This is a genomic window from Salipiger sp. IMCC34102 (assembly GCF_004145405.1).
In the GTDB taxonomy this organism is placed as follows: domain Bacteria; phylum Pseudomonadota; class Alphaproteobacteria; order Rhodobacterales; family Rhodobacteraceae; genus Loktanella.
Map to the genome: position 1 here is coordinate 15,229 of NZ_SELQ01000009.1, position 19,560 is coordinate 34,788.

Annotated in this window: 17 protein-coding genes; 10 read left to right on the forward strand and 7 right to left on the reverse strand. The window is 66.3% G+C overall.

The window, feature by feature from the left end:
- Positions 1-691 precede the first annotated feature (691 nt).
- The 4 genes from EU805_RS15090 (at position 692) to EU805_RS15105 (ending at position 5,527) form a co-directional block, all read left to right on the forward strand.
- Positions 692-1,489 (forward strand): enoyl-CoA hydratase, encoded by a 798-nt coding sequence (locus EU805_RS15090; protein WP_129764890.1) that lies wholly within the window; start codon positions 692-694, stop codon positions 1,487-1,489.
- The gene (locus EU805_RS15095; protein WP_129764816.1) at positions 1,486-3,096 is read left to right on the forward strand and encodes an AMP-binding protein; all 1,611 of its coding nucleotides are present in this window, start codon (positions 1,486-1,488) and stop codon (positions 3,094-3,096) included. The genes EU805_RS15090 and EU805_RS15095 overlap by 4 nt, the downstream gene beginning before the upstream one ends.
- A gap of 24 nt (positions 3,097-3,120) precedes the next feature.
- The gene (locus EU805_RS15100; RefSeq protein WP_129764817.1) at positions 3,121-4,275 is read left to right on the forward strand and encodes a glycine cleavage T C-terminal barrel domain-containing protein; all 1,155 of its coding nucleotides are present in this window, start codon (positions 3,121-3,123) and stop codon (positions 4,273-4,275) included.
- Positions 4,276-4,441: 166 nt separating this feature from the next.
- Positions 4,442-5,527 (forward strand): TRAP transporter substrate-binding protein, encoded by a 1,086-nt coding sequence (locus EU805_RS15105; protein ID WP_129764818.1) that lies wholly within the window; start codon positions 4,442-4,444, stop codon positions 5,525-5,527.
- 121 nt (positions 5,528-5,648) lie between these two features.
- On the opposite strand, the gene EU805_RS15110 is transcribed toward EU805_RS15105, so the two are convergent.
- The 3 genes from EU805_RS15110 to EU805_RS15120 form a co-directional block, all read right to left on the reverse strand.
- Entirely contained in the window at positions 5,649-7,040 is a 1,392-nt protein-coding gene (locus tag EU805_RS15110) for a TRAP transporter large permease subunit (protein ID WP_129764819.1), read from the reverse strand.
- Positions 7,040-7,624, reverse strand: coding sequence for a TRAP transporter small permease subunit (locus EU805_RS15115; RefSeq protein ID WP_129764820.1), 585 nt, complete (start codon positions 7,622-7,624; stop codon positions 7,040-7,042). The genes EU805_RS15110 and EU805_RS15115 overlap by 1 nt, the downstream gene beginning before the upstream one ends.
- Before the next feature lie 223 nt (positions 7,625-7,847).
- Entirely contained in the window at positions 7,848-8,699 is an 852-nt protein-coding gene (locus EU805_RS15120; RefSeq protein WP_129764821.1) for an alpha/beta fold hydrolase, read from the reverse strand.
- A gap of 160 nt (positions 8,700-8,859) precedes the next feature.
- On the opposite strand from EU805_RS15120, the gene EU805_RS15125 reads away from it, so the two are divergent.
- The 4 genes from EU805_RS15125 to ptsP all read left to right on the forward strand — a co-directional run bounded on the left by EU805_RS15125 (position 8,860) and on the right by ptsP (position 13,577).
- Positions 8,860-9,252, forward strand: coding sequence for a DUF1178 family protein (locus EU805_RS15125; RefSeq protein ID WP_129764822.1), 393 nt, complete (start codon positions 8,860-8,862; stop codon positions 9,250-9,252).
- A gap of 27 nt (positions 9,253-9,279) precedes the next feature.
- On the forward strand, positions 9,280-9,927 hold the full coding sequence (locus EU805_RS15130; protein WP_129764823.1) for an SDR family oxidoreductase: 648 nt from the start codon (positions 9,280-9,282) through the stop codon (positions 9,925-9,927).
- A 69-nt stretch (positions 9,928-9,996) separates the two neighbouring features.
- Positions 9,997-11,235: an aspartate kinase gene (locus EU805_RS15135; protein ID WP_129764824.1), complete on the forward strand. Its 1,239-nt coding sequence runs from the start codon at positions 9,997-9,999 to the stop codon at positions 11,233-11,235.
- A 98-nt stretch (positions 11,236-11,333) separates the two neighbouring features.
- Positions 11,334-13,577 carry a phosphoenolpyruvate--protein phosphotransferase gene (ptsP, locus tag EU805_RS15140; protein WP_129764825.1) on the forward strand — a complete coding sequence of 748 codons (2,244 nt, stop codon included), beginning with the start codon at positions 11,334-11,336 and terminating at the stop codon, positions 13,575-13,577.
- Positions 13,578-13,592: 15 nt separating this feature from the next.
- Here ptsP and EU805_RS15145 read toward each other — a convergent pair whose 3' ends face one another.
- Together EU805_RS15145 and EU805_RS15150 are read right to left on the reverse strand one after the other, a co-directional pair.
- Positions 13,593-14,381 (reverse strand): EcsC family protein, encoded by a 789-nt coding sequence (locus tag EU805_RS15145; RefSeq protein WP_129764826.1) that lies wholly within the window; start codon positions 14,379-14,381, stop codon positions 13,593-13,595.
- Positions 14,382-14,409: 28 nt separating this feature from the next.
- Positions 14,410-14,931, reverse strand: a complete 522-nt coding sequence (locus EU805_RS15150) for a GNAT family N-acetyltransferase (protein ID WP_129764891.1) — start codon at positions 14,929-14,931, stop codon at positions 14,410-14,412.
- Between the two features lie 65 nt (positions 14,932-14,996).
- Here EU805_RS15150 and EU805_RS15155 point away from each other — a divergent pair, with 65 nt between their 5' ends.
- Positions 14,997-15,602: a flavin reductase family protein gene (locus EU805_RS15155; RefSeq protein WP_129764827.1), complete on the forward strand. Its 606-nt coding sequence runs from the start codon at positions 14,997-14,999 to the stop codon at positions 15,600-15,602.
- A gap of 61 nt (positions 15,603-15,663) precedes the next feature.
- On the opposite strand, the gene EU805_RS15160 is transcribed toward EU805_RS15155, so the two are convergent.
- Positions 15,664-17,286: a SulP family inorganic anion transporter gene (locus EU805_RS15160; RefSeq protein ID WP_129764828.1), complete on the reverse strand. Its 1,623-nt coding sequence runs from the start codon at positions 17,284-17,286 to the stop codon at positions 15,664-15,666.
- Between the two features lie 202 nt (positions 17,287-17,488).
- On the opposite strand from EU805_RS15160, the gene EU805_RS15165 reads away from it, so the two are divergent.
- Positions 17,489-18,019 (forward strand): adenine phosphoribosyltransferase, encoded by a 531-nt coding sequence (locus EU805_RS15165; protein ID WP_129764829.1) that lies wholly within the window; start codon positions 17,489-17,491, stop codon positions 18,017-18,019.
- Positions 18,020-18,141: 122 nt separating this feature from the next.
- Here the strand turns inward: EU805_RS15165 and EU805_RS15170 are convergent, their stop codons facing one another.
- Positions 18,142-19,551, reverse strand: coding sequence for an FAD-binding oxidoreductase (locus EU805_RS15170; RefSeq protein ID WP_129764830.1), 1,410 nt, complete (start codon positions 19,549-19,551; stop codon positions 18,142-18,144).
- Positions 19,552-19,560 lie beyond the last annotated feature (9 nt).

Below are 19,560 nucleotides of genomic sequence, written 5' to 3' on the forward strand. Positions count from 1 at the left end.
GGCACTCCTCCGAACATACGCAGAGAAGTCGCTCTCCAACACGTTGATTTCGTTAATGGTCTCCCGCCCCTACCGCCGGAGCCAAATTTCCCTCGATTGACTGTCTATCGGATCGAGCATCTGGTACGTAAAAGTCATGGGGCCGCCCTAACCGCAAGCTGCGCCTTGCGCCCCGGCCAAGGCGGCACGTTCGGGTGGTGATCTCGATCGAAAAGCAAGCGCGTCATGCCCCGCGGGTGGTGTCATGGATATCGGCCTTGCGAGACCCGTAAACCTGATGCTCCGGAAAACTGAGCGAAGCGGCACTGGCGGTCTAGCCTTCCGGAGATTTCACCGTGGTCCTGCGACAAGATGACTTGCGCGCAAGGCTAAAAACGTGATCGACGCGGCCCGTTGCGCCTTGCACCATGTGCGCAACGCCGTGAGCGGCGGGATCGGGCTCCGAAATACTGGACAGGCGTGCGCCATGTATGCTCCACCGGGTATCAGAGCTTGATCGAATCTCGAGATGGGCGACATTTTCGCAAGGGAGGGGTGCGATGATGGGTCTTGCGCAAGGCGAGCCGGACGATGCGCTTGCTGCCGTGGTCAATCCAGACCTCAAGAAACCTGCTTCTGCCTTCGGGAACTGCTCAACGGGCGGCTCTATCAGACGTCGGAGGAAGACACGATGACACCTGACGCCACCGCGATGACGGATGACCTCCTCCAGCGGCACGATACGGGCGGCGTCTGCGTTCTGACCTTGAACGCGCCCGGCTCGATTAATGCTCTGTCCGAGGCCATGCTGTCCGCCCTGTCCGCGGCATTCGACGCCATCGCCGCCGATGCCGACGTCAAGGCCGTCGTCCTGCGCTCGGGCGGCAGGCATTTCTGCGCGGGCCACAATCTCAAGGAGATGACCGCAAGGCGCTCGGACCCCGACGGGGGCTACCAGTATTTCCAGGATCTCTTCGCGCTCTGCTCGGCGATGATGCTGCGGGTTGTGCGCCTGCCGCAGCCCGTGATCGCGGAGGTGCGCGGGATCGCGACCGCCGCCGGCTGCCAACTGGTCGCCTCCTGCGATCTTGCCGTGGCGGCCGAGGACGCGACCTTTGCCACCTCGGGTGTGAACATCGGCCTGTTCTGCTCCACCCCCATGGTGGCGCTGGGACGCAACGTGGCCGCCAAGCACGCGATGGAGATGCTGCTTCTAGGCGACTTCCTGCCCGCCGCCCGCGTGGCCGAGATGGGCCTGGTGAACCGCGTGGTCCCGCTGGCCGAGCTCGAGGACACCGCGATGGAACTGGCCCGCAGGATCGCCGAGAAGTCCCCCGCCGCCGTCAAGATCGGCAAGCGTGCCTTCTACGAACAGCGCGAGATGCCGCTGGAGGACGCCTATGCCTACGCCGGCCGTGTCATGGCCGAGAACATGATGGCCCGGGACGCCGAGGCGGGGATCGGTGCCTTCACCCGCAAGGAGCCCATGCCCGACTGGACGGGCGAATGATCTTCGACGGACCCGAACTGGCGCGCACCGACGCCAACCATACCGCCCTGTCACCGGTATCGATCCTGAAACGGGTCGAACGGGTCCATCCCGAACTGCCCGCTCAGATCCACGGAAGGATCCGCCGCACCTGGGGCGAGGTTGCCGTGCGGTGCAAGCGGCTGGCCTCGGCCCTCGCCGCGCGCGGCGTGGGCAAGGGCGACACCGTGGCGCTGCTCGCACCGAACATCCCCGAAGCGCTGGAATGCGCGCTGGCCGTGCCGATGCTGGGCGCGGTGCTGAACGCCAACAATACCCGGCTCGACGCGGGCACCATCGCCTACATCCTGTCGCACGGCGAGGCGAAGGTGCTTCTGGTCGACACCGAACTGTCAGGCCTGGCGCGCGATGCCATCGCCGCGTCCGGTCGCGATCTTCTGGTCATCGACATCGAGGACAGCGAAGGCCCCGGAGGAGAGCGCATCGGCGCGCTCACCTACGCGGCGCTGCTGGACGAAGGCGATCCCGATTTCGGCTACACCCTGCCGGACGACGAATGGGACGCGATCGCGCTCAACTACACGTCGGGCACGACGGGCCGGCCCAAGGGGGTCGTCTATTCCCACCGTGGGGCCTGGACCAACGCGGTCAACAATGTCGTCACCTGGGAGATGCCGCATCATCCCGTCTATTTGTGGACGCTGCCGCTGTTCCACTGCAACGGGTGGTGCTTTCCCTGGACGATCACGCTTCTGGCCGGCTGCCACGTCTTCCTGCGCGCGCCCCGCGCCGAGGCGATCTACGACGCCTTCGCCGACCACAATGTCACGCATCTATGCGGTGCACCCATCATCATGTCGATGATCGCGGGTGCCGCCGAGAAGCGCGCGTTTTCCCAGAAGGTCAAGATGATGACGGCCGCGTCACCGCCCCCGGCCTCGGTCATCGGCAAGATGGAGGAGATGGGTATCTCGATCACCCATGTCTACGGGCTGACGGAAGTCTACGGCCCCGCCGTCGTCTGTGCCGAAAAACCGGCGTGGTCGGACCGGCCCATGGGCGAACGCGCCCTCTTGAAATCGCGGCAAGGCGTGGCCTACGAGCTGGAGGAAGACGTGCTCGTGCTGAACCCCGAGACCGGTCTGCCGGTGCCCTGGGACGGCGAAACCCAGGGCGAGATCGTGTTCCGCGGCAACATCGTGATGAAAGGCTACCTCAAGGCCCCCGAGGAAACCGCCAAGGCGTTCAAGGACGGCTGGTTCTGGTCGGGCGACATCGCGGTGCAGCACGCCGACGGCTACATCGAGATCCGCGACCGCGCGAAGGACATCATCATCTCGGGCGGCGAGAACATCTCCTCGATCGAGGTGGAGAAGGCGCTCTATTCCCACCCCGCCGTAGGCCTCGTCGCCGTCGTCGCCATGCCCGACGAGACCTGGGGGGAAGTGCCCTGCGCCTTCGTCGAGCTGGCCGGTGCCGCCACCGAGACGGAGCTTCTCGATCATGCGCGGGAGAGGCTGGCGGGATACCAGCGCCCCAAGAAGATCGTTTTCGGCGATCTTCCGAAGACCACGACCGGAAAGATCAAGAAGAACGAACTGCGGGATCGGCTTCGCCCATCCGGCTAACACCCCTCAAGATGGAGAGAGACCATGGCGCACGAACTCGAATTTGCCCAGTTCAGCTTCGGCACGCAGGTGCGCAAGTCCCCCTATTCCGACGCGGCCCTGCGATGGGGGGCGAAGGGCTTTTCCGTCTACAACCACATGTACATTCCGCGCGACTTCGGCGATCCGGCGCAGAACTTCTGGAACCTCGTGAACGAGGCGATCCTGTGCGACGTGTCCGTCGAACGGCAGGTCGAGATCACGGGACCGGACGCGGCGCGCTTTGCCCAGTTCATGAGCTGCCGCGATCTGTCGAAGACGCAGATCGGCCAGTGCAAGTACGTCCTGCTGACCGACCAGCATGGCGGGATCATCAACGATCCGATCATGCTAAAACTGGCCGAGGATCGCTTCTGGTTCTCCATCGCCGACAGTGACGTGATCCTGTGGGCGCGTGGCCTTGCGGTGCATTCCGGCATGGACGTGCAGATCTCGGAACCCGATGTCTCGCCCTTGCAGCTTCAGGGTCCGAAATCACGCGAGATCCTGCGCGCGGCCTTCGGCGACGCCCCGTCCGAGCTGAAATACTACCGTTTCATGGAACACGACTGGGACGGCGTCCCGCTCATCATCTCTCGCACCGGCTGGTCGAGCGAACTGGGCTACGAGATCTTCCTGCGGGACGGGTCCGCGGGCGACCGTCTGTGGGAACATCTGATGGCCGTGGGCGAACCGCTGGGACTGCATCCCGGCCATACCTCCAGCATTCGGCGGATCGAGGCGGGTATGCTGTCCTACCATGCGGACATGACCCTTGCGAACAATCCCTACGAACTGGGCCTGGGCCGACTCGTCGATCTGGACATGTCGGCCGATTTCGTGAGCAAGGACGCCCTGACCCGGATCCACGCGCAAGGCGTCTCGCAGAAACTCGTCGGCGTCGAGGTGGAGGGGGATCCATTCGTCGGGTCCAACGACTACTTCTGGCCCGTCCTCAAGGATGGCGCGCAGGTCGGAACGGTGACTTCGGCCATCTACTCCCCGCGCCTCGAGAAGAATATCGCCCTTGCCATGATCGCCTCCGCCCATGCCGAGATCGGCACGCGGCTCGAGGTGAACAAGCTGAGCGAGACCCGCGCCTGCGTGGTGGTGCCCATCCCGTTTTTCGACCCCAAGAAATCGCTTGCCGCGCAAAGCTGAACCCTGGCGGCGTTCACGGCCCGCCCTTCGGGCGCAATGGCACGACCGCCGTCCGTCCGGCACTGCAAGAACGCGGTGGACATTTAGCCCGCGTATCGGTTCGATGCCCGCACCACGCCGACCTCGACCGTCGGTTGCCACGTTCCATGTAACAGGAGGATACATGATGGATCGTCGTTCATTCGTGCGCGCAGGCGTACTCGGTGCCACAGCGACGGCGCTCGCCGCACCGGCCGTCGCACAGGGCAATATCACCTGGCGCATGGTCACCACCTGGCCCAAAAACTTCCCCGGTCTGGGCGTCGGCGCGCAGCGCCTGGCCGATCGCATCACGGCCGCCTCGGGCGGACGCCTGACGGTGCAGGTCTTCTCCGCCGGTGAACTGGTCCCGCCGCTGCAATCGCTCGACGCCGTGATCGACGGCACCGCCGAGATGAGCCACGGCGCCGCCTACTACTGGCAGAACAAGTCCCCGGCCCTGGCGTTCTTCACCGGCGTGCCCTACGGCATGACGGCTCAGGAATTGGGCGCTTGGGTCCGCTTCATGGGCGGTCAGGAGATCTGGGACGAGGTCTACGACCAGTTCGGCGTCCAGGGCTTCCTGTCCGGCAACACCGGCACCCAGGCGGGCGGCTGGTTCAAGAACGAGCTGATGGGCGTCGAAGACGTTAGCGGCCTGCGCTTCCGCACCCCCGGCCTGGGCGGCCAGGTCTGGGAGAAACTGGGCGCGACGGTCACCAACATGGCCGCGGGCGAAATCTTCCAGGCGCTGCAATCCGGCACGCTGGACGCCGCCGAATTCGTGGGGCCCTACAACGACCTCGCCTTGGGCTTCTACCAGGTCTGCAAGAACTACTACTTCCCCAGCTTCGTGGAGCCGGGCCTCGCGACCGAGCTGGTCGTCGACAAGGCCAAGTACCAGGAACTGCCAGAAGACCTTCAGGCAATCGTCCGCGACTGCTCCCAGGCGGAATACGACATGGTCTCGGCCGACTTCGCGGCCAACGATCCCCGCGCGCTGCAGACCCTCATCAACGATCACGAGGTGAACGTGCTGCAATTCCCCGAGAGCATTCTCGAAGCGGGGGCGGAAGCGTCGATGGAGGTTCTGACCGAACTGCGCGACAGCGGCGATGCGCTTGTCCAGAGAACGGCCGAAAGCTTCGTCGAGTCGCTCAACGTGCTGCGGTCCCGGACCCAGGACATCGACAGCCCCTTCGTTCAGGCGCGCCAGAAGTACCTGACGCTCTGATCCGGCGGATCGCCCAAGACGAAAGGCCCGGACAGCAGTGTCCGGGCCTTTTCGCGTTCGGGGCGCAGCACCTGCCGCCTTGCCATTTTGCTCGACGGGGTCCGCTGGCGGGACAGCGCCCCTACCCTGCGATCAATCTCGGCAACCAGGTCACGATACCCGGAAATGCGAAGAGCAGCGCGATCGCGACGACCTGCAGGATCACGAAGGGGATGATCCCCTTGTAGATCGCCGAGGTCGGCATCTCGGCCGGGGCCACGCCGCGCAGGTAGAAAAGCGCAAAGCCGAAGGGCGGCGTCAAGAAGGACGTCTGCAGGTTCACCCCCACCAGCACGCCCAGCCAGACCGGGTCCACGTCCAGCGCCAGCAGAACGGGGGCGGTGATCGGGATCACGATGAAGATGATCTCGAACGTGTCCAGGATGAAGCCCAGCAGGAACATGATGCCCATGACCACCGCGACCGCGGCCAGCGTGCCGCCCGGCAGGTTCGACAGGAACTCGTGCACCAGGTTGTCGCCGCCCATCAGGCGGAACACGACCGAGAACACCGACGCCCCCAGCAGGATGATGAAGACCATCGACGTGATCGTGGCCGTGCTGATCACGGTCTGCCGCAGGATCGAGAACGACAGCCGCCAGCGCAGGGCGGCCAGGATCATCGCGCCCACGGCCCCGACCGAGGCCGCCTCCGTCGGGGTGGCGATACCGCCCAGGATCGAGCCCAGGACCGCCATGATCAGCAGCAGGGGCGGTACCAATGCCACCATGATGTCGCGTCCCAGCGTCGCCCGCTCCGCCGGATCCAGCGGGGTCGCGGGCATGGCCTCGGGGTCGGTGATCGCCTTGAAGATCGTGTAGGCCAGATACAGCCCGACCAGCAGAAGCCCCGGCAGAAGCGCACCCGCGAAGAGGTCCCCGACCGAAACCGGCACCGGTGCGAAGTTGCCCTGCGCCATCTGCACCTGGCTGTTGATGCCCGACAGCATGTCGCCCATGAAGATCAGCACGGTCGAGGGCGGAATGATCTGCCCCAACGTGCCCGAAGCGCAGATCACGCCCGTGGATATCTTCGGATCATAGCCCGCCCGCAGCATCGCGGGCAGCGAGATCAATCCCATCGTCACCACCGTCGCCCCCACCACACCGGTGGAGGCCGCGAGCATCGCACCCACGATGATGACCGACATGCCAAGGCCGCCGCGGAGGTTGCCGAACAGCTTGCCCATGGTCAGCAGAAGCTGCTCGGCGATCTGGGATCGTTCCAGCATCACGCCCATGAAGATGAAGAGCGGCACCGCCACCAGCACCTCGTTGGTCATGAAGCCGATGTAGCGGTTGGGCAGCGAGCCGAAGTTCGACGGATCGAACACGCCCAGCGCCCAGCCCAGCGCCCCGAAGCCAAGGCTGACCCCCGCCAGCGAGAAGGCGACGGGAAATCCCAGCAGAAGAAAGCCGATGATCCCGAAGAACATCAGGCCCGAAAGCAGCTCGCCCAGCGTGACCGGATCCATCAGTGAAGTCCCTCGATTGCAGCCGCTTCGGCATCCTGCGTGCCGACCGGGTAGGCCATGAGCGCCGGCACCAGATCGCGGCGGTTCGCCAGCACCAGGATAGAGCGGCAGATCATCGCGACCCCCTGCAGCGCCAGCAGTGCCGCGAAGCCGATGATGAACGTCTTGAGGATATAGAGGCCCGGCATCCCGCCGACATTGGCGGAGGCCTCCTGGTAGGACCAGGACCGCTGCACGAAGGGCAGCGAATAGACGGCGACGATATAGCAAAACGGCAGCAGGAACAGCAGCACCCCGACCAGATCGACCGCGGCCCGGGTCTTCAGCCGGGCCGGACGATAGAAGATGTCGACGCGCACGTGATCGTCCCGCAGCAGCGCGAAGCCCGCCACGGCCATGAACATCGCACCGTTGAGCCAGATGTAGAGATCCTGCAGCCACAGGTAGCTGGTGGAGAAGACGTAGCGCAGCACCACGACGGTAAAGCAGACGAGGACGATCCCCAGCGACAGCCAGGAGAATGTCTGACCGACGATCCAGTTCAACCGGCTGATCGCCGCCGCCAGATAACCAAGAAGTCTCAAATCATCCTCCCCCGAAGTGGCAGACCGCGTTTGCCCGATCGAAATGGCGGGAATTACGGATGCGCCTTCATCCGCCGAGGGGCACAATCCGTCAACCTCGGCTTGCGTGATTTTGGAGCGTGCGCGGCTGAAACACCCGCAGAAGCAGCCGCAGAGAGGTATCGAGGGGCCCTGGGCCCGGTCTCGTCAGCGAATGATGACATGACGTGCGGCGCGTCCCGCGTCAGGCCAGGAAGTCCTCTATGGCGGCAGTGTAGATCTCGGGCCATTCGATCTGGGGCGCGTGGCCGCACCGCTCGACCACGTGCAGGCGGCAGTTCGGCATCAGTTTCCGCAAGTTCCCGGAATGGGCGAAAGGCGAGAAATTGTCCTGCCGCCCCCAGATCGCCAGAGTCGGCGTTTCGATCCGCGGCAGCTTGGCGAGCAATGCGCGGCGCGGACCGGGCAGGAAGCCGTGCCTGCCGACGAGGCTTTCAAGCTGGCCGAGAAACCCCTGCCGGGCGCCGCCATCCTTCAGCAGGTAGAGACGCCGGGCCGCGAACCGCAGCAGCCGATCTCCGTTCCCGTTGCGCAGCGCGTTGCCCATGATCCGTAGCCCCGACGCGCTCGGTCGCAAGAGAGCCTGGCCCAGAACGACCGAAAAGGGGGCATCGAGATCGAGGAACGTGTCCGGCCCAAGGCCCGCGGGCGCGGTCAGCACCAGGCGGCGCACCCGGTCCGGTGCCGCATGGGCCACGTCCAGCGCGATGCGACCCCCGAGGCTCCACCCGTCGAGATCGACGACGTCGAGCGAAAGTGCGTCGATGACGCCTATGACATGATCGCGCATGAGGTCGGGCGCGTAGCTGCACTCCGGGGGCTTGTCGGTCTTCCCGCTACCCAGAAGATCGAGCGCGATGACGCGACGTGCCCGGGACAAGGCTGCAACCGTCTCGGACCAATCCTCCAGCGTGCCACTCAATCCGTGCAGCAGGATCAGCGGGACGCCCCCCTCCCCCGCGCTGCGATAGCGCGTCCGGATGCCGTTGGCGGTGACGTATCGATCCTCGGACCAGGGCACGGCGGGGCCTTCCATTGCAGGTGTCCTGCATCGCACCGCACGGGCGGCATTGCAAATCGGGCGTCGTTCCGGGCGGCGCTCGCGCGTTCATGTGACGCAAGCCTAGCGTGCCTTTGCAGTGGCAATGGAGGGCATGAGACCCTAGATCAGGCCGGACACCGCAGGGACCCACCACGTGATCCGTTACACCCTCCAATGCGACAAAGGCCACCGGTTCGACAGCTGGTTCGCAAGCTCCGACGCCTTCGACACGCTGCGCCGCGCGGGACACCTGTCCTGCGAGACATGCGGCTCGACCCGGGTGGACAAGTCCCTGATGGCACCGCGTATCGCCACAGAGGAGCCCTCCGCAGAGCCCGCCCCGCTGGAGAAACTGCGCCGTCACGTGGAATCCACAGCGACCTACGTGGGCGGATCCTTCGCCGAGGAGGCCCGCGACCAGCACGACGGAACCGCCCCCGCCCGACCGATCTACGGAGAAGCCACGGGTGCGCAGGTCCGCGCGCTGCTGCGCGATGAAGTCCCCGTCCTGCCGCTGCCCTTCCGGCCCAAGTCCAAGACCAACTGACACGTTCGACCTGAAAGGGAGATATCCATGACCACACTGATCACCGGTGCCAACCGCGGCGTGGGCCGCGCGATGTTCGACCTTCTGGCCGAGACCGGCGACGAGGTCATCGGCACCCACCGTGCAGCACCCGAGGGCCATTTCCTGCGGCTCGACGTGACCGACCCCGGCAGCATTCGTGCGATGGCCAGCGATTTCGGCGACCGCCCGCTGGACCTACTGGTCTGCAACGCGGGCATCTTCGAGGATCGCGGCATGGCGTTGGAGAACGAGTATCCCGCCGACCTCTGGGCGCGGCAGTTCGCGGTCAACGTGACCGGCGTGTTCCTTTGCGTTCAGGCACTGCTGCCAAATCTGCGCGCGGCGAAGGGCAAGGTCGCGATCATCTCCTCGCAGATGGGCTCGAGCGAGATCGCCTCCGGCGGGTCCTACATCTACCGCGCCTCCAAGGCGGCGGCGGTGAACCTCGGGCGCAACCTTGCGGTCGATCTGAAGGAAGACGGGATCGCGGTCGGTATCTACCATCCGGGCTGGGTCCAGACCGACATGGGCGGTGCCCGGGCGGCGATCACGCCGGACACCTCGGCGGCAGGTCTGATCGCGCGGTTCGGGGAACTTTCGGTCGACACCACGGGCGCATTTTGCACCTTCGACGGCACCCCGCACCCCTTCTAGGCACCTGCCGGATTGCCCTCGGGCGCGGGGTCGGCTAAAGGCCCCCTCGGATGACTTCGGGGGGACTTCATGCCCACACTCGTGATGAAATTCGGCGGCACCTCCGTCGCCAACCTCGACCGGATCGCGCGGGCCTCCAAGCGGGTCGCGCGCGAAGTGGCGAACGGCTACAATGTGATCGTCGTCGTCTCTGCCATGTCGGGCAAGACCAACGAGCTGGTGGGCTGGGTGAACGAGACCTCAGAGCTCTTCGACGCGCGCGAATACGACGCCGTCGTTAGCAGCGGAGAGAATGTGACCGCGGGCCTGATGGCCCTGCGCCTGCAGGAAATGGACGTGCCCGCGCGCAGCTGGCAAGGCTGGCAGGTGCCGGTGCAGACGACGAGCGCCCACGCCAATGCCCGGATCGAGGCGATCCCCACCGAGAACATCGCGGCGAAGTTCGCCGACGGGATGCGCGTGGCCGTCGTCGCGGGCTTCCAGGGGATCAGCCCCGAGGGCCGGATCACCACGCTGGGACGCGGCGGCTCTGACACCACCGCGGTGGCGTTCGCCGCCGCCTTCGACGCCGAGCGCTGCGACATCTACACGGATGTCGACGGGGTCTATACGACCGACCCGCGCATCGCCTCGAAGGCGCGCAAGCTCGACCGGATCGCTTTCGAGGAAATGCTGGAACTGGCCTCGCTCGGGGCCAAGGTGCTGCAGACCCGGTCGGTGGAACTGGCGATGCGCTATCGCGTGAAACTGCGCGTCCTGTCCAGTTTCGAGGAACCGTCAGAAGACGCAGGAACGCTGGTCTGCGCCGAGGAGGATATCATGGAAAGCAATGTCGTGGCCGGAGTGGCCTATTCGCGCGACGAGGCGAAGATGACGCTGATCTCGGTCGCGGACCGTCCCGGCATCGCCGCCGCGATCTTCGGCCCTCTGGCCGAGGCCGGGGTGAACGTCGACATGATCGTTCAGAACATCTCGGAGGAAGGTCGCACGGACATGACCTTCTCCTGTCCCGTGGACCAGGTCCGCCGCGCGCAGGATGCGATGGAGAAGGCCAAGCAGGCCGGATCGATCAACTTCCACGACCTTGTCGCGGACGAGGCGGTGGCCAAGATCAGCATCGTGGGCATCGGCATGCGGTCCCACGCGGGCGTCGCCGCCAAGATGTTCGCCACGCTGCGCGACGAGGGCATCAACATCAAGGTCATTACCACCTCCGAGATCAAGGTCAGCGTGCTGATCGACCGCAAGTACATGGAACTGGCCGTCCAGGCGCTGCACGACGCCTTCGAGCTGGAAAAGGCGGACTGATCCCGAAGACGCTGGACGGCCAAGTGTTTCTTTAGGCGATCCGGGTCTCTATAGTGCAGCCTGCGCCCGGTTCGGGCCTGCCTTTGGAAACGTCCCCTATGCCCGACCCGATCGAAAGCGAAAGCCGAAAACTGCTGGGCCGACTGCGTCAGGCGATGGCGGGCGATTCGGCAGGCCAGGAACGTCTGGACAAGATCGTCGGGCTGATCGCCTCCTCCATGCAGACCGAGGTCTGCTCGATCTACCTGTTCCGCGATGCCGACACGCTGGAGCTTTGCGCGACCGAAGGCCTGGCGGAGGAATCCGTGCACAAGACCCGGATGCGGCTGGGCGAAGGCCTCGTCGGGCGCGTCGCCCGCACGCGACGGGTCATCAATGCCGCCGACGCGCCCAGCGCCCGGGGCTTTCGCTACATGCCGGAGACGGGCGAGGAGCGCTATTCCTCCTTCTGCGGCGTGCCGATCCAGCGGCTGGGCGACGCGCTGGGCGTGCTGGTCGTCCAGTCCCGTGACGCGCGCGAATACAGCGCCGACGAGGTCTACGCGCTGGAAGTCGTGGCGATGGTCCTGGCGGAAATGACCGAGCTTGGCGCCTTCGTCGGCGAAGGCGCGGCCCTGTCGGCGCGTCACCAGCACCCGGTGATGTTCCGCGGCACCATAGCACAGGAAGGGGCCGCCGAGGGACGTGTATTCCTGCACGATCCCCGCGTGGTGGTGACCAACCCGATCTCGGACGATCCCGCCCACGAAATGGAGCGCCTGCGCACCGCCGTCGAGGAGTTGCGCACCTCCGTTGACGCGCTTTTGTCGGGCAACCGCTCGATGACCAATGAACAGGTCGAGATCTTCGAGGCCTACCGCATGTTCGCCAATTCCCGCAGCTGGATGCGCCGGATGGAGGCCGACATCGACACCGGCCTGACGGCCGAGGCCGCGGTCGAGAAGGAACAATCGCTGGCCCGCACCCGGCTGACGCAGGGCGGCGACACCTACATGCGCGAGCGGCTCAATGACCTCGACGATTTGTCCAACCGCTTGCTGCGCATCCTGACCGGCCAGGGCCGCGATACCGGCGCCGAGATGCCGGAGAACCCGATCCTGATCGCCCGCACCATCGGTCCGGGCGAACTGCTGGACTACGGCAAGAAGCTGCGCGGCATCGTGCTGGAGGATGGCTCCGTCGGAAGCCACGCCACCGTCGTCGCGCGGGCCTGGGCGATTCCGCTCATCATCAACGCCAAGGGCATCACGACCGAGGCGCTGAACGGCGACGCGATCCTCGTGGACGGCGATCAGGGTGTCGCCCACCTGCGCCCCGACGAGGCGGTGCAATCCGCCTTTCGCGACAAGCTGGCGATGCAGACCCGCGCGCAGGAACGCTATGCCTCGATCCGCGACGAGCCGGCGACGACGCTTTGCGGGACGACCATCGGGCTCTACATGAACGCGGGCCTGCTGGCCGATCTGCCATCGCTGGAAAATTCCGGCGCGCTGGGGGTGGGGCTGTTCCGCACCGAGTTGCAGTTCCTGATCCGCAGCCAGATGCCCAAACGTTCCGAGCTGTCGGCGCTCTACCGGCGGGTCATGGATGCCTCTGCCGGCAAGCCGGTGGCATTCAGAACGCTCGACATCGGGTCCGACAAGGTGCTGCCCTACATGAAGCCCAACGACGAGCCGAACCCGGCGATGGGTTGGCGCGCGATCCGGGTGGGCCTCGACAAGCCGGGGATCCTGCGGATGCAACTGCAGGCGCTGGTGCGCGCCGCGTCCGGTGGACCGCTGACGGTCATGTTCCCCTTCATCACGCTGCTGTCGGAATACCGGGCGGCCCGGGCGGAGCTTGACAAGGTGCTGGCGCGCGAACGTCGACTGGGCAATCCGCTGCCAGCGTCGCTCAGCGTGGGCGCCATGCTCGAGACGCCGTCGCTGGCCTTCGCCCCCGACGCCTTCTTCGAGGAGGTCGATTTCATCTCGGTGGGCGGCAACGACCTCAAGCAGTTCTTCTACGCCGCCGACCGCGAGAACGAGCGCGTCCGGCGGCGCTACGACACGCTCAACCACAGCTTTCTGTCGCTGATCGAACTGATCGTGAGCCGGTGCCGCGCGGCAGGCACGCCGATCTCGTTCTGCGGAGAGGACGCGGGCCGCCCGATCGAGGCGATCTGTTTTGCCGCCTGCGGGTTCGACTCGCTGTCGATGCGCCCCACCTCGGTCGGTCCGGTCAAGCACCTGCTGCGCCGGGTCCATTTGGGCGAGGTGCGCGACGTCATGGCCCAGGCCCGCCATAGCGGAGAGCTGACGGTACGCGAAGCTGTCAGCGCCTACCTCAAGGGGCACATGTAGCGGCCCGTCCTTGGCTCAGCCTTGGCGCACCACCGGGGCGGCGGTACCGTTCAGCGCCGCGTGGAACTGGTCCAGCACCTTTTCCTCGCCATGCTGGCGGGCCAGTTTGCGCAGGCCGAAATGCACATGCGCCATCTCGACGTAGTACTGGGTGAAGGCGTAGTTCGTCCCCGCCCCGGCCGCCGCCCCGATCAGCGGCAAGGCCTGGGTCGCCAGCTTCTGCGTCAGCACGGCCGCGAACTTCGGTGCCACCCGCGCGATCAGCCCGTGCACCGCCGCCCCCGTGAGCCCCAGCCGTGCGCCGATGAAGGCGGTGTCGACACCCATGTCACCCGCCACGTCGCCCGCGCCGAAGACGCCCAGACACGCCAACCGCGTCTCGGGCGAGAGCGGGTCCTCTCCATAGCTTTCGGCAACGCCCTGGACCGCGCGGAAGATCATCGTGGTGGCGACCGGAAGTTCCGCCAGAGCGGTCGGCAGCCCCCCGACGCCCCCCAGCGCGCCGGACAGCGTGGCCAGCGCCTTGTGCGCCGCGTCGGTACGAACCGCCTGCCCCGCAAAACCCTCGCGCGAGCGCGCCGCCACGTCGAAGCTGCGCTGCAACGCATGCCGCGCCGCGGAGTCGATCTGGCCGCGTGCGCCCTTGGGCAACAGCTTGAGCGTATCGTCCACCTGACCGCCCACGAAGTTGATCGCGCGCATCAGCACGCCGTTGGCCCTTTGCTGCCTGCGGGCCAGCGCCTGAACGTCCGTCTGCACCTCCTGCGTCAGGGGCTCGTAATCATCTGCGTCGATGGGTGTCATGGCAGCCTCCGAGGGATCGAGGGAGAACCTATGTCGTCTGCGCCGCATTGCAATCGCGGGCGGGCGCGACCTCGCCCTCGACACCGTCCCATCCGCCGCGCCGCAGGGCGATGCCCAGGACGCGGTCGGGGTTGGTCGGCGGCGGCATGACCACGCCCTCAAGCTTTCGGAACCCGAAACGGCCGTAATAGGGCGCATCCCCCACCAGCATCATCCGCGGATGGCCCGCCTTGGCCGCCCGTTCGAGGCACCGCCAGATCAGCAGGGCGGCGATCCCCTCGCCCTGGTGGGTCGGGTGGACCGCGACGGGTCCCAGCAGGATCGCCCGCTTCATGCCCACCTGGACCGGCCAGTGCCGGATCGCGCCCGCCACCTGGCCATCGCCGTCCCGCGCCACGAGGCAGAGTTCCGGCACCGGGTCCACGCCATCCCGCAGGCGGTAGGAGGACAACGCCGTGCGCCCGGGCGCGAAGCACAGGTCGAACAGGGCCTCGACCTCCCACCAATCGTCGGGTCGTTCGGGTGCGGTGATGATCGAAGAGCTGTGCATCATTCCGTCTGGCCAGTGCTGCCTGACAGGCTAACTTGCCGCGCAACCGGATGAAAGAGAGACCGATGTTCTATCGCCCCAAGGACGGCCACGGGCTGCCGCACAACCCCTTCAACGCCATCGTGTCGCCCCGGCCCATCGGCTGGATCTCGACCCGCGGGTCGGACGGACGGGACAACTTGGCCCCCTATTCCTTCTTCAACGCCGTGGCCTATACGCCGCCGCAGGTCATGTTCGCATCGATCGGCAACAAGCCGGACCGAGACGGCGCCAAGGACAGCCTCGCGCACATCCGCGAAACCGGCGTCTTCGCCTGCAACGTGGTGTCGTTGGCGCTCGCCAAGCAGATGAACGACAGTTCGGGCAGCTGGACCGCCGACACCGACGAGTTCGAGTTGACGGGTTTGGAAAAGGGCCAGTGCGACACCATCGACTGCCCCTATGTCGTGGCAGCGCCCGCCGTGCTGGAATGCGAGTTACGCCAGATCGTGCCGCTCGAAGGCACCTACAACACCGCCGTCTTCGGAGAGGTCGTGGGCGTGCGCATCGACGAGGCCTGCCTGCGCGACGGTCAGTTCGACGTGACGACCTTCAACCCGGTCAGCCGCCTGGGGTATCGCGATTTCGCCGCGGTGACCGAGCTTTTCTCGATGGACCGTCCCGGGGAGTGACAGCGTTCCGAGCTAAGCCTGTCCGGCGCGCGATGATCGCGCACGCCGGACAGGTTTTGTGTCAGTGGCCGCCGCCCAGAACGCCCGTGCGCACCGAGTAATCGACGGCGAGCGCGTAATCGGGGTCATCGTCGCTGTCGACCATCAGGTGCCCCGCCTTCGACAGCAGCCGGTGGCAATCGCGCGACAGGTGCCGCAGTTGCAATTGCTTGCCCGCGGCCTCGTATTTGGCGGCGACGGCCTCGATCGCCTGCAGGGCGGATTGGTCGACGACGCGGCTGTTCTGGAAGTCCACGATCACCAGGCCCGGATCCTCCTGCGGGCGGAACATCTCGTTGAAGCCCTCGGCGGAGCCGAAGAAGAGCGGCCCCTGAACCTGGTAGACCTTTGCCCCTTCGGGCGTGGTATAAGTGTTGGCAAAGATCCGGCTGGCGTTGCCCCAGGCGTAGACCAGCGCGCTGACCACGACGCCGACGAGCACCGCGGTGGCAAGGTCGGTCATCACCGTGACGACCGTGACCAGAACGATGACGAAGGCATCGGACTTCGGCACCTTGCGCATGATTGAGAAGCTGTTCCAGGCAAACGTCCCGATCACGACCATGAACATCACGCCTACGAGGGCGGCCAGCGGGATCTGAGCGATCAGACCGCTTGCGAAGAGGATGAACGCCAGCAGGAACAGCGCCGCCGCGATCCCCGCCACCCGCGTACGCCCACCGGATTTCACGTTGATCATCGACTGCCCGATCATGGCGCAGCCCCCCATGCCGCCGAAGAAGCCGGTGATCGTGTTGGCCGCACCTTGCGCGATGCACTCCTGGCTGGCGCCGCCGCGCTGGTTGGTCATCTCTCCCACCAGGTTGAGCGTCAGCAGGCTTTCGATCAGGCCGATGGCCGCGAGGATCAGCGCGTAGGGCAGGATGATGCCCAGCGTCTCGAATGTCAGCGGAACGGCGGGGATATGGAAAGGCGGCAAGCCGCCCTCGATGGAGGCGAGATCCCCCACCACCGGCACGTCGATGCCGAAGAGAATCACGATCGCCGCCACGATCCCGATGCCCGCCAGCGGCGCGGGGACGAAGTTGGTGAGCTTGGGCATCAGCCAGATGATCGCCATGGTCAGCGCCGTCAGCGCCAGCATGGCATAGAGCGGCGGTCCGGACAGCCAGTCGCCGCCGGCCATGCCGTGGCCCGTCGCCTCTGCGGTGCCGGGCACCTGGAACTGCGTGAGCTGTGCCAGGAAGATCACGATGGCCAGACCGTTGACGAAGCCCAGCATCACCGGGTGCGGTACCAGACGGATGAACTTGCCCCAACGCATGATCCCCACCACAAGCTGGATCAGCCCCATCAGCACCACGGTCGCAAAGAGGTATTCCACCCCGTGCACCGCGACGAGGCTGACCATCACCACCGCCAGCGCGCCCGTCGCGCCCGAGATCATGCCAGGACGTCCGCCGATCAGCGCCGTCACGAGCCCCACGATGAAGGCCGCATAAAGCCCGACGAGGGGTTCGACGCCCGCCACGAAGGCGAAGGCCACGGCCTCGGGCACCAGGGCCAGGGCGACGGTCAGGCCCGAAAGGACCTCGATCCGCAACCGGCCCGCGGTCAGCGGCGCACTGGGGTCGGTCAAGGCAATGGAATCGGCGAAGTTCGCCAAGAGCGCGCGGCGGGCCATGCGGGGAATCCTGTCGTTTCGTGATGTCGGGGTGCCTGTAAGCCGCCGACGCGCGGTTGTCACCCCTGGCTGCGGGATAAGTGGTTGCGCGACCCGCGGGCAGGCCTCACAAACGAAGCCGGACCTGCCGGAGCGGTTCCTTGCGCGGCTGTCGCCGCACCTCGATGCGGTCACGGGCCGCGTTCTGACCCGAAGGACACCCATGAAGACCGTCGAAGACTATATCCGCACGATCCCCGATTTCCCCCACGCGGGGATCATGTTCCGCGATGTCACCACGCTGTTCGCCGATCCGCGCGGCTTTCGCATCGCCATCGACCAGCTTCTGCACCCCTACGCGGGCATGCAGATCGACCGCGTCGTAGGATTGGAGGCGCGGGGATTCATCCTGGGCGGCGCGCTTGCGCATCAACTGTCCAAGGGGTTCGTGCCAATCCGCAAGAAAGGCAAGCTGCCGGCCGCGACGATCGAACAGGCCTATACCCTCGAATACGGCGAGGCGGTGGTCGAGATCCACGACGACGCCCTGCAACCGGGCGAGCGCGTCCTGATCGTGGATGACCTTCTGGCAACCGGTGGCACGGCGGAAGCCGGGATCAAACTGTGCGAGCGGCTGGGAGCAGAGGTCGTCGGCTGCGCCTTCATCATCGACCTGCCGGACCTGGGCGGCCGCGCGAAACTCGAGGCGATGGGGATGGATGTCCACGCCTTGTGCGCCTACGCCGGCGCGTGACCTGCACCCCGCTGCGCCGGTTTTCCGACCTGGCCCGTTCGAGGCCCGCAGCGGAGGCAGTGTCCACACACGCAACGGCTTTGCCGCAGGCCTGAAATTGCGTGATTCCGATTAAGAAAGGGTTAACGCGCCCGCAGCACCGCGCCGGGATTGAGAATCCCGTTGGGGTCCAGCGCGTCCTTGATGCCGCGCATCATCGCAAGCTTCGCCGGATCACCATAGGTCTCCAGATCCCCGACCTTCAGCCGACCGATCCCGTGTTCCGCACTGACCGATCCGCCAAGCGCGTGGGCCAGGTCGTGGACGCAGGCCTTCACCGCCGTCCGTTTGTCCTCGTAGTCGGACCTGTCCCGGCCCGCCGCGGGGAAGACGTTGTAATGCAGGTTGCCGTCGCCCAGGTGGCCGAAGCAGTTGATCCGCATGTCCCCGATCCGCGCCAGCGCCGTGCCGCCGCGTTCGATGAACTCCGGCACCGCCGAAAGCGGGACGGAGATGTCGTGCGAACTGACCGAGCCGATCCGGCGGTTCGCCTCGGGGATCTGCTCGCGAATATCCCAGAACGCCTGACGGTCCGCGAGCGATTGCGCGATGACGCCATCGGTTACTAGGTCGCGCTCGAAAGCCGCCTCGAAAAGCGCCTCCAACGCCGCGTCGGGGGCCAGCCCCGCAGGCAGGCCCAGGTCGATCAGCACCATCCAGTCAGGCCGCGCGGCGAAGGGGGCCTTCACCTGCGGCCCCACTTCGTCCAGAAAATCGAGGCCTTGGCGGTGGATGATCTCGAAAGCGGAAATGCCGTCCCCCAGCCGCTCCTGCGCCAGACCGAGCAGATCGAGCGCCGCCTGCGGCGACGGCACGGCCAACAGCGCCGCCCCGATCCCCACAGGCCGCGGGACGAGACGCAGGGCCGCCGCCGTGATGATCCCCAACGTGCCTTCCGCGCCGATGAACAGGTCGCGCAGGTCGTAGCCGGTGTTGTCCTTGCGCAGGCGGCTGAGCCCGTGCCAGACCGATCCGTCGGCGCGCACGACCTCCAGCCCCAGGCATTGCGCGCGCGCGTTGCCGTAGCGCAGCACGTTGACGCCGCCCGCGTTGGTGGACAAGAGCCCACCGATCCGCGCCGATCCTTCCGAGGCGAGCGAGAGCGGGAACAGGCGGCCCATGGCCTCGGCCTCGGCCTGCACATCGGCGAGGATCGCGCCCGCCTCGACCACCAGCACGTTCTCGGACAAGAACCGGTCGCGGATCGCCGTCATCCGTTCCAGCGACAGGATCAGCGGCGCGCCCTCCCCCGTCAGTTGGCCGCCGACCAGCCCCGTGCCACCGCCGTAGGGGACGACCGCGATCCGGTGCGCATTGCAGTAGGCCAGCACGGTCGAGACCTCTTCGGTCGTGCCCGGCGCCACCACAAGCCCGCGGCCCCGGTAGCGGCCACGCGGTTCGGTGAGATACGCGTCGGAGACGTCGCGGAACGCCTTGGCAGGCAACCGGGCGCGCAGGTCGGCGAGCGTGTCATCATCGGCAGAGGTGAACATCCCGATCCC